This window comes from Acidovorax sp. GW823-FHT02H02 (genome assembly GCF_058797075.1).
The window spans coordinates 57,559-70,678 of the sequence record NZ_JBXAJH010000020.1; the positions used below are offsets into that span (position 1 = coordinate 57,559).

Consider the following 13,120-nt stretch of genomic DNA (forward strand, 5'->3'; position numbering starts at 1 on the left):
ACCGCGGAACCGGCTCCGCCGGACCGCTGGAGGCGTCCCCCCGCAGGGGGGAAGGCGCGCAGCGCCACAGGGGGAGTCTATTTAAGCCAGCCGCGCTTGCGGAAGTACCACATCGGCCCCAGCGCGCTGGCCAGCATCAGGCCCAGCGCATACGGGTAGCCCAGCGACCAGTCCAGCTCGGGCATGAACTTGAAATTCATGCCGTACACGCTGGCAATCAGCGTGGGCGGCAGCAGCGCCACGCTGGCCACCGAGAAGATCTTGATGATCTTGTTCTGGTTGATGTTGATGAAACCGACCGTGGCGTCCATCAGGAAGTTGATCTTGTCGAACAGGAAGGCCGTGTGGTTGTCCAGCGACTCGATGTCGCGCAGGATCTGGCGGGCCTCCTCGAACTGGTCGGAGCTGAGCATCTTGCTGCGCATCATGAAGCTCACGGCGCGGCGCGTGTCCATCACGTTGCGGCGGATGCGTCCGTTCAAGTCCTCCTGGCGGGCGATGGCGGCCAGCACCTCGCCGGCGCGGGCATCGGTCACGTCGCCGGCCAGCACCTGCTTGCTGACCTTCTCCAGCTCGTCGTAGATGTTCTCCAGCGTGTCGGCCGAATACTCGGCGTCGGCGTCGAACAGTGCGAGCAGCACCTCCTTGGCATCCTCGATCAGGCCCGGTGCCCGGCGTGCGCGCATGCGCAGCAGGCGGAACACGGGCACGTCCTCGTCGTGGATCGAGAACAGCACGCCCTTGCTTTTCAGCGTGGGGTTGGTCAGGTTCAGGATGAAGGCCACGCGCACCGAACGCGGCTGATCGTTGTCGTCAATGAGAAAGTCGCTGCGGATGTGCAGGTCACCGTTGTCTTCTTCGTAGAAGCGGGCGGATTCCTCGATGTCCTCGTCCATCGCGTCTTCGGGGATGGACAGGCCGTAGTGCTGCTTGATCCAGCGTTTTTCCTCGATCGTGGGGTTTTCCAGATCGACCCAGATGGGCTGAAAGCGGGTGAGTTCTTCCAGGGATTCGATTTCTTCCTGGAACAAACGGCCGTTGGCAAGCGAAAAGATATTGAGCATGGCTCACTCCCTGGTTGGTGGCATCTGCAGTGGGGTTTGGGGGTGCTTTCATCCCCACGGGCAGGCCGGGGAGCTGAAAGCTACCAACTCGGGTAGGTTTCCACGGGGTTTTCTCCGTCAATGTGCAAGCCGCGGATTATGGCACCGGCCCGTGGCGTACGTGTGACGCGGGCACTCGGATTCTCAGGGGCTGGCGGGGGTGGCCTGCACCAGCGCCAGCGCACGGCACAGGTCCGCCCAGGCAGCGGCCTTGTTGCCTTGGGCGCGCAGCAAAAAGGCGGGGTCGTAGGTGACGATGGCGGGGCATCCCGCCAGCTGGTGCAGCTCGGCGCGCAGGCGGCCCAGGGGTTCGGTGCGCGCCAGGGCCGCCCGGGCTGCCACATGGCCCAGTACCAGCACCATGGCGGGGCGCAGCGTGGTCACCGCCTCCTCCAGTGCCACGGATACATCGGCGGCACCTGCAGCGGCGCTGGCCGGGGGGCGCTCCAGGATCGCCAGAAAAACGCGGGGGTGCAGGTGCAGCCGCATGGCCCGCAGCATGTTGTCCAGCAGGCGGCCCGCTTCGCCCGCCAGGGGTTCCGTGGGCGAGAGGCTTTCGGCTACCACCAGCCAGCCGGCACCCAGCCCGGCCGGCGTCTGCGCGGGGTCGGCCGCGGGGTAGAGCGCCTGCGGCGCATGCAGGACCAGCGCAGGCGCGCTGCCGCCCTGCGGCACGGGCGGCTGGACGCCCGGGGGGATTGCACGTTCCCGTGCGGTACGCGGTGCCGGCTGGGAGCCGGCATCGGCCGCAGCCATTGCAGGCGGGTGCGCGGCGGGTGCGGTCGCAGTCTGCTGGGCGCGCACGGCATCGGCCACAGGGGGGGGCGCAGGCGCCGGTGTTTCTGCGGGTGCCCAGACGGTGACACCCATCTCCTGCAGCATGGCGCGCTGGCGCGCATCGAGGTGAAGGCTCATGGCAGCGGACTCATAACGGCAGGCTCATGACCACGGCGTCCTCGCGCTGGCCCGCAGGGGCCGGGTAGTAACGTTTGCGCTCGCCCACGCGGCGAAAACCGTGGGCCTGGTAGACATGCAGGGCGCGCTCGTTGCTCACGCGCACTTCCAGCCACAGCCATTGGGCACCCCGCCCGCGCGCCCACAGCGCCAGGGCGTCGAGCAGCACGCGGGCCCAGCCCTGCTTTTGGAAGGCCGGGGCCACGGTGATGTTGAGCAGATGCACCTCGTCCACCCCCATCATGGCCACGAAGTAACCCAGCAGCTGGTCGCCCGCCATCAGCAGCTGGGCCTGGTAGCCCGAGGCCATCGCGTCGGTGAAATTGCCCCGTGTCCAGGGATGGGAGTAGGCGCTGCATTCCACGTCCAGCACGTCGTCCAGCCGGAACAGCGTGAGCGGCTCAAAGCGGACCTCGGGGGCATTGGCGGGGGGAGAGAGGATGGCGCTCATGGTGTTGTCTGTGCGGGCGGGGTTGCACGCAGGGCAGCCCGCTCGGCAGCGGTGTATGCCACTTTATCGCGAATGTAGCGGGGCAGGGCTTCGCGGGCCGGCACGGCGCCGCCCGCTGCGAGCAAGGCGGGGGCCAGCCGCAGCAGGGCAGTGGCAGTGGGCAGCGCGCTGGCGTGCAGGGCGCCGGGGGCCAGGCGCCCGGCGTAGGCGGCCCCGGCGTTGCCCGCCAGTGTCCAGCCGGCGGGCACCTGCACGGCCTCGGGGGCGCACAGGCCGAAGTCGCCATCGGTGCGCCAGTGGCCGACCACGCCGGGCATGCCGCCCCGGGCGGGCTGCCATTCGCAATGCGCCACGTACACCTCGTCCATGCGCGCGTCCAGCGCGGCCACCACCTGGGTGCAGCCATGCTGGTGGCGGGCCTCCTCGGCCACCGCGAGCAGGGTGTCCACCGGCAGCACCGGCACGCCCGCGCCGCCGCGCGCACCAAAAGCCAGCCCCTGCGCCACCGCGCAGGCCGTGCGCAGGCCGGTGAATGATCCCGGCCCACGGCCGAACACGATGGCGTCGAGCGTGGCAAACGACAGCCCGGCTTGCTCCAGCAGCGTGCGAATGGCCGGAACCAGCGTGGCCGAGGTCTGCGCGCCCCCCGGCCCGGTGTGCTGCCACCAGGCATCTCCGGCCTGCACGGCGATGGAGAGGGTGTCGGTGCTGGTGTCGAAGGCAAGCAGGTTCATGGGGCCGGGTGGGTCTGGATTCGGAGTGCAATTATCAGGGGCGCACCAGCGCGCTGCAGGATTGGCCGGTCTGCGCAATGCACCCCGGCGATAGACTTGGCCGATGATGTCTGTTCCTGTAGGTTGCCGCGCGGCCATGGTGCGCTGGTGGTTTTTGTGCCTTCTGTCCGTGGGTGGTGCGGCCCATGCCCAGGCGCCGGCATCGCTTCCTGCCGAGGTCGAGGCGGCACTGGCGCGTGCCCGCCTGCCCCGCGAGGCCCTGTCCGTGCTGGTGGCGGATGCACAGGCCGGCCGCCAGGCACCGCGGCTGGCGCACCGCGCGCAGGTCGCCACGAACCCCGCCTCGGTCATGAAGCTGGTGACCACCTACGCGGCGCTCGACCTGCTGGGCCCCGCCTACACCTGGAGCACGCCCGTGTATGTGGACGGCACGGTGCAGGGCGGCAGCCTCAAGGGCAATGTGTACATCCAGGGGCAGGGCGATCCCAAGCTGGTGATGGAACGCCTGTGGCTGCTGCTGCGCCGCCTGCAGGGCCAGGGCATCCAGGTCATCGTGGGCGACATCGTGCTGGACCGCACCGCTTTTGACGTGCCCGACCATGATGCCGCCCGCTTCGACGGCGAGCCGCTGCGCCCCTACAACGCGGCGCCCGATGCCTTGCTGCTGAACTACAACGCGGTGGCCATGGCGTTCGTGCCCGATGCGGCCGCCGGGCTGGCGCGCATCCAGTACGACCCGCCACTGGCCGGCGTGCAGCGCCAGGCCACGGTGCCGCTGGCGGCTCCCGGCGCGGAGTGCGGCGACTGGCGTGCCGCCTTGCGGGCCGAACTGACCGACCCGGCACGCGCCGCGTTCCAGGGTGCGTATCCGGCCCGCTGTGGCGAGCGCGTGTGGGCGGCGGCGTTCCCCGACCCGAAAGGCTTTGCCGCGCGCGCGGTGGAGGGCATGTGGCGCGAACTGGGAGGCAAGCTCACGGGCAGCGTGCGGGATGGCAAGGTGCCTGCGGGCCTAACACCGGTGTTCGTGGCCGCATCGCCCGCTCTGGCCGAGGTGGTGCGCGACGTGAACAAATACAGCAACAACGTGATGGCGCAGCAACTCTTTCTCACGCTCGCCCTGCGCAGGAATGGCGTGGCCACGTTCGACGGCGCGCGCGACACGCTGCGCCAGTGGTGGCAGGGGCGCATCGGCGATGCCGAGCCGCCCATGCCCGACAACGGCGCCGGCCTGAGCCGCGAGGCCCGCATCAGCGCCCAGTCCCTGGCGCGCATGCTGCAGGTCGCCTGGCAGTCGCCGGTGATGCCCGAGCTGGTGTCGTCCCTGCCGATTGCCGGCGTGGACGGCACGCTGCGCCGCAGCCAGAGCCGTGCGGGCGCTGCCCACCTCAAGACCGGCAGCCTGCGCGACGTGATGGCCGTTGCTGGCTATGTGCATGCCGCCAGCGGCCGCCGCTATGTGCTGGTGGCCATCGTCAACCACCCGCAGGCGGGCGCCGCGCGGCCGGTGCTCGACGCCCTGGTGGACTGGACCGCGCGCGATCAATAGCCCCCAAAGCAATTCACACCATGCCCCTGCACGACCTCATCGGCTACCTGGCCGCGACCCTGACCACCTGCAGCTTTCTGCCCCAGGCGCTGCACACGTTCCGCACCCGCGACGTCAGTGGCATCTCGCTGGGCATGTACGGCACCTTCACGCTGGGTGTGGCGCTGTGGCTGGCCTATGGCGTGGCGCTGGCCGCCTGGCCCATCGTGGCGGCCAATGCCGTCACGCTGGCGCTGTCGGGCGCCATCCTGGGCATGAAGCTGCGCTACGGCGCGCGCCGCAAGGGCTGAATCCCGGGGGTGTCGCCCAGGCGTCTGGGCGCGGGTGCGGTCCGCGTAATTCCCTATGGATGCTGCAGTGCGGGTGCGCGCACGATGCGACGCTCTTCACCGCTCCAAGGGGTCGCTTCATGCCATATTTCCGCCTTTCCTGGGTTGCCGCAGCCGCGGCGTTGCTGGCCGCCTGCGGTGGCTCCGAGGGGCCGCAGCGGGGGGCGCTGGTGGAGCCGGCTGCGACGCTGGCCATGCTGACCGCCGCACAGATCGATGCCACGACGGCGGCCAGCGGCCTGCAGGCGGTCAGCGGCAAGGCCCGGTGCGATGTCCGGGTGGTGGCGCTCAACTACACCACGGTGGGCGTGCGGGACGGTGAGAGCACCAACGCATCGGGCGTGATGCTGGTGCCGGGCGGCCCTGCCTGCACCGCGCCCCTGGTGGCCTACGCCAAGGGCACGGATGTGCAGAAGCCCCGCACGCTGGCCAACCCGCAAGACGGTGAGACCTTCTTTCTGGCGGCGATGTATGCCGCCCAGGGCTACGCCGTGGTGGCCACCGATTACCTGGGTTTTGCCAAATCGGCCTATGCCTACCACCCGTATCTGCATGCGGATTCCGAAGCCACGGTGGTGCTCGACTCCGTCCGTGCCGCGCGGGCGGCGGCGGCCAGCGTGGGCGCCAACCTCTCGGGCAAGGTGATGTTCACCGGCTATTCGCAGGGCGGTCATGCGTCCATGGCCGCCCACCGGGCGGCGGAGCGCGACCATGCCGGCGAGTTCAACGTGGTGGCAGGTGCCCACCTGGCGGGGCCCTACAATCTGTCGGGCCAGCTGCGCGTGACCGATGCGATGGCCGGGGTGCAGTTCTTCGTGCCTTACCTTGTGACCTCGTGGCAAAAGGTGTACGGCAATGTCTATGCCGACGTCAAGGCGGCTTTCAAGCTGCCTTATTCGGGCTACATCGAGAACCTGTTGCCCAGCCCCACGCTCGACTACACCACGCTGGTGTCCTCGGGCGCATTGCCCGGTGGCCCAGGTGTCACACCCAACCAGGCCCGTGACCTCGTGTTCCAGCCCGAGTTCCTGGCCGCGGCCCAGGCCGGCGGCAGCAACCCGTTGTTTCTGGCGGCCAAAAAGAACGACCTCCTGGGCTGGAGCCCCAAGGCGCGCTTGCTGCTGTGCGGTGGTGCGGGCGACCCCACGGTGCCGCCGGCCATCCACCAGCAGGCCATGAAGGCCGACTTTGACAGCCGGGGGCTGACCAACGTGACATCGGTGGATGTCGACGCGCTGGTGCAAGCCACGTACGGGCCCGGTGGCAAGGCGCCCACCGATCCGGCCTCGGCGGCGTTTGCCACGTATTACGGCAACTACCACGGTACCTACGAGCCGCCGTTCTGCCACGCCCAGGCGCGGGCGATGTTTGATTCCGTCCAATAGCCAGGCACTGCGCGCATGAAAAAAGCCGACCCTCGGGCCGGCTTTTTGCTGCCTGTGCGCGGCGCGGCTTACCAGCGGGCCCGCAGGCGGTCGTAGGCGTAGTTGCCCAGCTGGCGGTGGGCCGAGGGCGTCATGTAGACCGCGTCGGCGAACACATATTTGTCCTGGTTGGCGCCAGCGAGCAAGGTGGAGGTATTGCACAGGGCCGAATTGACCTGGCCGGTGCCAATGCCGATGCCGTTGCCTGCATCCACCGAGGTGCACACCGGCGTGGTGGCGATGTCGATGTTGTTGTCAAAGCTGTAGGAGCCGGGCGAATTGGTGAACAGGTTGACGTAGTAGGCCGCATCCACATACAGCACCGTCGCGCCCAGCTTCTCTATGTCCACCAGCAGGCCGGTGTTGAAGCTGGTGCTGGCGTCGTGCAGCAGGGTGGTCTGGCTGGTGGCCAGGGCCCAAGGGGACTTGCTCATGTCGTAGGTGCCGATCACCAGCACATGCTTGGCCCCGGCGTTGACGAGGCGGCGCACCTGGGTGGCCAATTGCTCGCCGGCGCTGCGGGCCGCAGCCAGCAGGGTCAGACGGTCGGCTTCGGTCTTGGGGCTGGCATTGAAGGCCGCCGTGCCCGCGATCACGTCACTGGTTCCGGCATTGACGAACACCACGTCGTTGGCGCCGATGCTGCCGCTGGCCAGGAAGCGGTCGATCTGCTCGGTGATGGTGAGCGTGGTGGCATCGCCAGCCGCATCGGGCTTGGCCGAAACGCGCGCATTGCCGGTGGCGTAGCTCAGGCCGCCCGAGGCTGCGGGCGTGATCGTCTTGCCGTAGCGCGTGGCGATCTGCTCCGTCCAGTTGTTGACAGTGCCGTCGTTGACGGTATAGCGCGCGCCTTTTTGCCCCACGTCGCTGAAGGCATCGCCAAAGGCAATGAAACGGTCGGGCGTGAGCTTCGATTCGATCGTGCTCGAACCACAGGCCGCGAGCAACGCCGCCGACGCACATGCGGCGACCACGAAGGTGCGGCGCATCCAATTTGCTGCCATGTATTTCTCCAGAAAAGTGGGGGCTAGTTTAACGACGCAAGGTCAACCGGATGTAAAGCCTCTCAGCCTTTCAGGCCGCAGCGGCGCGCTGCAGCCGGTCGCGCACGCCTTCCCATTCGGGGGTGGCGGGCGGGGTCTCGATCCAGATCAGCTTCACGGCCTGGTCGTCAAAGCCGCGCAGCACCGCAAACAGCTGCTGGGCGGCAGCGGCGGCGTCATCGGGCATGCGGCGCATCACCAGCCTGGACGAGCGTGTGTGCAGCGCGCTGCGGGCATAAATGGCGATGTGTGCCGCATCGGCGCCCAGCAGGTCCAGCGCGGTCTGCAGCGCCCGGGCGTCCATCAGGCGCACCTTGGCGGCCGGGGCATAGTGGGCCTCCAGCGTGCCAGAGGCCCGTGGTGTATGCGCTGGCAGATCTTCTTTGGATAGTGGCTGGAGGCCGCAGGCCGCCGCAATCTGCGCCCGCGTGATGGCGCCCGGGCGCAGCAGCACGGGCACGCCGCGCGTGCAGTCCACGATGGTGCTTTCAATGCCCACGGCGCAGGGGCCGCCGTCGAGCACCAGCAGGTCGGCACCCAGCTCATCCTGCACATGCTGGGCGGTGGTGGGGCTCACGCGGCCAAAGCGGTTGGCACTGGGCGCCGCCACGCCCCACACAGGCGGGCCGCCGTGGGTGGCGGCATCGCCGGGCGCGGCGCAGGCCGCCAGCAGCGCATGCGCCACGGGGTGCGCGGGGCAGCGCAGGCCCACGCTGTCCTGCCCGCCGGTGGCGGCCGTGGCCACACCCGGCAGGCGCGGCAGGATCAGGGTGAGCGGGCCGGGCCAGAAGGCGTTGACCAGCCTCTGCGCAAAGTCCGGCACCGCGCTGGCGAAGTGGGCGATGCCTGAGGCATCGGCCACATGCACGATCAGCGGATGGTCGCTGGGGCGGCCCTTGGCGGCGAAGATCTGCGCCACGGCGGCATCGCTGCTCGCGTCGGCCGCCAGGCCATACACCGTTTCGGTGGGCAGGCCTAGCAGGGCGCCGCTGCGCACGACGCGCGCGGCGGCGGCAATGGATGCGGGCAGGGTGCCATCCAGAATCATGGTCGGAGCGGCGCCATCAGAACGGTGCGATGCCCAGCAAGGCCGCGGCCTTCAGGGCGGTGGCACGCGCAGCTTCAGGGGTGGCCGCGGTGATGTTGAGGTGTCCCATCTTGCGGCCGCGTTTGGCTTCGCGCTTGCCGTACAGGTGCAGATGGGCGCCGGGCAGGGCCAGCACTGCGGCCCAGGGCGGTGTCTGCTCTGCATCGCCCTGGGCAAACCACAGGTCGCCCAGCAGGTTCAGCATGGCGGCGGGGCTGTGCTGGCGCGGCTGCGTCAGCGGCAGGCGGGCCATGGTGCGCACCTGCAGCTCGAACTGCGACACATCGCAGGCGTTCTGGCTGTAATGGCCGCTGTTGTGCGGGCGCGGGGCGATCTCGTTGACCACCAGGCTGCCGTCCTGCAGCACGAAGAATTCCACGCACAGCACGCCCACGTATTGCAGGCCTTGTGCTACAGATTTCGCAGCTGCTACCGCTTGTGCGGCAAGCGCCGGAGGTAGATTCCCTTCGTACACCTCGGTCACGGCCAGAATGCCATCGCGGTGCAGGTTGCGCTGCACGGGCAGGTGCACCATGGCGCCGTCCACGCCGCGTGCCACCAGCACCGAGCATTCGAGCTGCAGCGGCAGCATTTTCTCCAGCACGCAGGGCACCTTGCCGACGGCATCCCAGGCGGCGGCCAGCTCGGCGGCGGTTTTCACGCGCACCTGGCCCTTGCCGTCGTAGCCCATGCGGGCCGTTTTCAGGATGCCCGGCAGCAGATCGGGTGCAGTGGCGGCCAGTTGCTCGGCCGTTGCTATCACCGCGTAAGGCGCGCAGGGCACGCCGCAGGCCACGAAGTGGGCTTTTTCCCGCGCGCGGTCCTGCGCCACCGACACGGCAGCAGCGGCGGGCGACACAGGGCGTTGCGCAGCCAGCGCGGCCAGGGCCGCAGCGGGCACGTTCTCGAACTCGGTGGTCACCGCATCCGCCAGGCGGGCCAGTTCGGCCAGGCCCTGCGGGTCTTCGTAGTCCGTCTGGATGTGGTGGTGGCTCACCAGCCCGGCAGGGCTGGTGGGGTCGGCGTCGAGTACGGCGGTGAAGTAACCCATGGCCTGGGCCTGGTGCACGAACATGCGGCCCAGCTGGCCGCCGCCGAGCACGCCCAGCGTGGATCCCGGCAGCAGCGGTGGGAGAGAAGTGTCTTGGCTCATGCGGCAGGCGGCAGGGTCATGTTGCGCGCCACCTCGGTCTGCTCGGCACGGAAGGCTTCGAGCCGCTGGCGCAGTTCGGGATTTTCAGAGGCCAGCAGGGCCACGGCAAACAGTGCGGCATTGGCGGCGCCAGCGGTGCCAATGGCAAACGTGGCCACGGGGATGCCCTTGGGCATCTGCACGATGGAGTGCAGCGAGTCCACGCCCTGCAGGTGGCGGCTGGCCACGGGCACGCCCAGCACGGGCACGGTGGTCTTGGCGGCAATCATGCCGGGCAGGTGGGCGGCGCCGCCGGCGCCGGCGATGATGGCCTTCAGGCCCCGGCCAGCGGCCGCCTCGGCGTAGGCAAACATGTCGTCGGGCATGCGGTGGGCGGAGACCACGCGGGCCTCGTGCGAAATACCGAATTGCTCAAGGATTTGCACTGCGTGCTGCATGGTGTCCCAGTCGCTGCTGGAACCCATGACCACGCCGATCTGGATGGGTTTCATGGTGTTGGAGGTGCTGAACCGCGGGCCGCGCCCGCTGCACCGCTGTAGGTGGAACCCGCGATTTTACTTTTTGCGCTTCCCCGGCTGGCGCGGGGGCATTTCGATGGGCCAAAATAGCACGCAAACCGCTCCACTCTAAGCCCTCCACCACCATGATTGACGTCACCGTAGAAAATTTTGAAGCCGAGGTGGTAGCCGCCTCGATGAACGTGCCCGTGCTGGTGGACTTCTGGGCGCCCTGGTGCGGCCCCTGCAAGTCGCTCGGCCCGGTGCTTGAGAAGCTTGAAACCGAATACGCCGGCCGCTTCAAGCTGGTCAAGATCGATTCGGACCAGGAGCAGCAGATCGCCGGCATGTTCGGCATCCGCAGCATCCCCACCTGCGTGCTGCTGATGAACGGACAGCCCGTGGACGGTTTCATGGGCGCCTTGCCCGAGGGCCAGGTGCGCGCGTTTCTCGACAAGCATCTGCCCTCGGCCGAAGTGTTGGAGGCAGAAGCCGAGGAAGAGGAGGCGCTCGATGCGCTGGCCGAAGGCGATACCGACACCGCGCTCGAAAAGCTGCAGCATGCCGTGGTCACCGATCCGGCCAATGACGATGCGCGCTTTGACTATGTCAAGCTGCTGCTGCAACTGGACCGCGAAGACGACGCCAAGGTGGCATTTGCCCCGGTGATCGCCAAGGCCGCTGCGTCGCGCAAGCTCGGCGCCCTGAAGGCCTGGATGGATGCTCTTGATTTTGTAGCTTCTGGCGCATATGGTGAAAGCGCTGGAGCCGATTTTGATGCGAAAATTGCCGCAAACAAGCGCGATTTCGACAGCCGCTTCGCCCGCGCCCGCTGGCTCATGGCGCAGCAGCGCTGGACCGACGCGATGGACGAACTGCTCGAAATCCTGATGCGTGACAAGGCCTGGGGCGACGAGGCGGCGCGCAAGACCTATGTGGCCATCCTTGAAATCATCGAGCCGCCCAAGGTGAAGGTGGCGGAAGGCCAGATTCCCCCCGAGGACCCGGTGGTGGCAACCTACCGCCGCCGCCTGAGTTCCGTCGTGCTGAGCTGACGGTGCTGTTCACTGCATGAAAAAAGGCCCTGCGAGGCCTTTTGACTTTGACGGGCTGCGCTCAGCCCGTCAGGCGTTCGAGCGCCTCGCGGTACTTGGCTGCGGTCTTTTCGATCACGGCCTGTGGCAGGCGGGGCGAGGGCGCGGTCTTGTCCCAGGGCTTGCCGTTGACCTGGGCTTGCTCCAGCCAGTCGCGCACAAACTGCTTGTCGTAGCTCGGCGGGTTTTCGCCCTTGGCCAATGCCTCGGCATAGCCTTCCACGGGCCAGTAGCGCGAGCTGTCGGGCGTGAGCACTTCGTCCATCAGCACCAGGGTGCCATCGGGCGCCAGACCGAACTCGAACTTGGTGTCGGCAATGATCATGCCTTTCGTCAGCGCGATCTCGGCCGCGGCCTTGTAGATGGCGATGCTCAGGTCGCGGATTTTCGTGGCCAGGTCCAGGCCGATCATTTCCACCGTGCGCTCGAACGTGATGTTTTCGTCATGCTCGCCCGCTGCGGCCTTGGCGGCAGGCGTATAGATGGGCTCGGGCAGCTTGGCGGCGTTGGTCAGGCCGGCGGGCAGGGGCACACCGCAGACCGACTGCGACTCCTGGTACTCCTTCCAGCCGCTGCCGGCGAGATACCCGCGCACCACGGCTTCCACGGGGATTGGCCGCAGGCGCTGCACCAGCATCGAGCGGCCGCGCACCTGCGCCGCCTCGGCAGGGCTGACCACGCTTTCGGGGTCGTCGCCCGTCAGGTGGTTGGGGCAGATGTGGCCGAGCTTGTCGAACCAGAACAGCGCCATCTGCGTGAGCAGCTCGCCCTTGCCGGGAATGGGCTCGCCCATGATCACGTCGAAGGCCGACAGGCGGTCGCTGGCCACCATCAGGATGCGGTCGTCGCCCACGGCGTAGTTGTCACGCACCTTGCCGCGCGCCAGCAGGGGCAGCGAGGTGAGGGCAGAGGTGTGCAGGGCAGAGGTGCTGGGCAGGGTCATGGTGATCGGGCTGGTGGAGCGTAGGGCGGGTCAGGGTCCGGAAATTGTGAAGAATTGCGAACAGATCAGGCGGCTTCGGACCGGCGGATTTTACGTGGCGGTGGGTTGGTCGGACGCTGCGGCCATGGGCGGTCCGTGCGCTGGCCCGGCGGGGCGATTGCCTGCAGGGTGGGCGGGCGGCACCGTGGTGCCGTGGCGCGCAAGGGGGTGTGCCCATAGCCTGCTCATTGTGCGCGCTTTTGGCCGCCATGGCACCTGCGCCGGCATAACCCGGCCGCCGGGGGCGGTATGGGATTGCTTTTGGTCTGGTGCGGGGGCATAGTGAATTCACGCCGAAGGATGCATCCGAGTTCCCCGGGCCGCTCTTTGATCCAGGGCGGCATTTTTGTCACAGAGAGCCACAGGAGACTTTCATATGAACCTGACGATCAGCGGTCACCACATCGAAGTGACCCCCGCCTTGCGCAACTACGTCACCACCAAGCTGGACCGGATCACGCGCCATTTCGACCAGGTTGTCGACGTCAAGGTACTGCTGACAGTAGAGAAGCAAAAGGAAAAGGAGAAACGGCAGCGAGCGGAATGCAATATCCACGTCAAGGGCAGCGACCTGTTTGCAGAAAGCTCCCACTTCGACCTGTATGCCGCAGTGGATGAGCTGGTGGACAAGATGGATCGCCAGGTTGTGCGCCACAAGGACCGCATCCAGGACCACCACGACGCATCCAAGCGCGAAATGCTCGCATAAACCATGCAGGTGCA

General features: G+C 67.9%; 14 protein-coding genes. 5 read left to right on the top strand and 9 right to left on the bottom strand.

Going from position 1 to position 13,120, the window contains the following annotated elements; genetic code table 11:
• Window positions 1-77: 77 nt before the first annotated feature.
• The 4 genes from corA to tsaB all read right to left on the bottom strand — a co-directional run bounded on the left by corA (window position 78) and on the right by tsaB (window position 3,242).
• Complete coding sequence (gene corA / locus AC1RDS_RS18500) at window positions 78-1,064, bottom strand: magnesium/cobalt transporter CorA (protein WP_092700932.1); 987 nt, start codon at window positions 1,062-1,064, stop codon at window positions 78-80.
• Window positions 1,065-1,247: 183 nt separating this feature from the next.
• Window positions 1,248-2,018, bottom strand: a complete 771-nt coding sequence (locus AC1RDS_RS18505; RefSeq protein WP_348682881.1) for a uracil-DNA glycosylase family protein — start codon at window positions 2,016-2,018, stop codon at window positions 1,248-1,250.
• A 10-nt stretch (window positions 2,019-2,028) separates the two neighbouring features.
• Window positions 2,029-2,508 (bottom strand): ribosomal protein S18-alanine N-acetyltransferase, encoded by a 480-nt coding sequence (rimI, locus tag AC1RDS_RS18510; protein ID WP_092700939.1) that lies wholly within the window; start codon window positions 2,506-2,508, stop codon window positions 2,029-2,031.
• Window positions 2,505-3,242: a tRNA (adenosine(37)-N6)-threonylcarbamoyltransferase complex dimerization subunit type 1 TsaB gene (gene tsaB, locus AC1RDS_RS18515; RefSeq protein WP_092700942.1), complete on the bottom strand. Its 738-nt coding sequence runs from the start codon at window positions 3,240-3,242 to the stop codon at window positions 2,505-2,507. The genes rimI and tsaB overlap by 4 nt, the downstream gene beginning before the upstream one ends.
• Window positions 3,243-3,378: 136 nt before the next feature.
• Between tsaB and dacB the strand changes: the two genes are divergently transcribed.
• From dacB to AC1RDS_RS18530, 3 genes are all read left to right on the top strand, one after another.
• Entirely contained in the window at window positions 3,379-4,788 is a 1,410-nt protein-coding gene (gene dacB, locus AC1RDS_RS18520) for a D-alanyl-D-alanine carboxypeptidase/D-alanyl-D-alanine endopeptidase (RefSeq protein WP_348682895.1), read from the top strand.
• 20 nt (window positions 4,789-4,808) lie between these two features.
• Window positions 4,809-5,078 carry a SemiSWEET transporter gene (locus AC1RDS_RS18525; protein WP_026435465.1) on the top strand — a complete coding sequence of 90 codons (270 nt, stop codon included), beginning with the start codon at window positions 4,809-4,811 and terminating at the stop codon, window positions 5,076-5,078.
• A 119-nt stretch (window positions 5,079-5,197) separates the two neighbouring features.
• Window positions 5,198-6,502, top strand: a complete 1,305-nt coding sequence (locus tag AC1RDS_RS18530) for a lipase family protein (protein WP_348682878.1) — start codon at window positions 5,198-5,200, stop codon at window positions 6,500-6,502.
• Between the two features lie 68 nt (window positions 6,503-6,570).
• On the opposite strand, the gene AC1RDS_RS18535 is transcribed toward AC1RDS_RS18530, so the two are convergent.
• The 4 genes from AC1RDS_RS18535 to purE all read right to left on the bottom strand — a co-directional run bounded on the left by AC1RDS_RS18535 (window position 6,571) and on the right by purE (window position 10,315).
• The gene (locus AC1RDS_RS18535) at window positions 6,571-7,545 is read right to left on the bottom strand and encodes an SGNH/GDSL hydrolase family protein (protein ID WP_287879036.1); all 975 of its coding nucleotides are present in this window, start codon (window positions 7,543-7,545) and stop codon (window positions 6,571-6,573) included.
• A gap of 70 nt (window positions 7,546-7,615) precedes the next feature.
• The gene (locus AC1RDS_RS18540) at window positions 7,616-8,632 is read right to left on the bottom strand and encodes an L-threonylcarbamoyladenylate synthase (protein WP_348682876.1); all 1,017 of its coding nucleotides are present in this window, start codon (window positions 8,630-8,632) and stop codon (window positions 7,616-7,618) included.
• 16 nt (window positions 8,633-8,648) lie between these two features.
• On the bottom strand, window positions 8,649-9,824 hold the full coding sequence (locus AC1RDS_RS18545) for a 5-(carboxyamino)imidazole ribonucleotide synthase (RefSeq protein ID WP_348682874.1): 1,176 nt from the start codon (window positions 9,822-9,824) through the stop codon (window positions 8,649-8,651).
• On the bottom strand, window positions 9,821-10,315 hold the full coding sequence (gene purE, locus AC1RDS_RS18550) for a 5-(carboxyamino)imidazole ribonucleotide mutase (protein ID WP_092701662.1): 495 nt from the start codon (window positions 10,313-10,315) through the stop codon (window positions 9,821-9,823). Before purE ends, AC1RDS_RS18545 begins: the two co-directional genes overlap by 4 nt.
• Before the next feature lie 152 nt (window positions 10,316-10,467).
• On the opposite strand from purE, the gene trxA reads away from it, so the two are divergent.
• Window positions 10,468-11,376 (top strand): thioredoxin, encoded by a 909-nt coding sequence (gene trxA / locus AC1RDS_RS18555; RefSeq protein WP_092701665.1) that lies wholly within the window; start codon window positions 10,468-10,470, stop codon window positions 11,374-11,376.
• A gap of 61 nt (window positions 11,377-11,437) precedes the next feature.
• Here trxA and AC1RDS_RS18560 read toward each other — a convergent pair whose 3' ends face one another.
• Window positions 11,438-12,358, bottom strand: coding sequence for a phosphoribosylaminoimidazolesuccinocarboxamide synthase (locus AC1RDS_RS18560; RefSeq protein ID WP_092701114.1), 921 nt, complete (start codon window positions 12,356-12,358; stop codon window positions 11,438-11,440).
• A 415-nt stretch (window positions 12,359-12,773) separates the two neighbouring features.
• On the opposite strand from AC1RDS_RS18560, the gene hpf reads away from it, so the two are divergent.
• On the top strand, window positions 12,774-13,106 hold the full coding sequence (hpf, locus tag AC1RDS_RS18565) for a ribosome hibernation-promoting factor, HPF/YfiA family (protein ID WP_026435457.1): 333 nt from the start codon (window positions 12,774-12,776) through the stop codon (window positions 13,104-13,106).
• The last annotated feature ends 14 nt before the right edge of the window (window positions 13,107-13,120 follow it).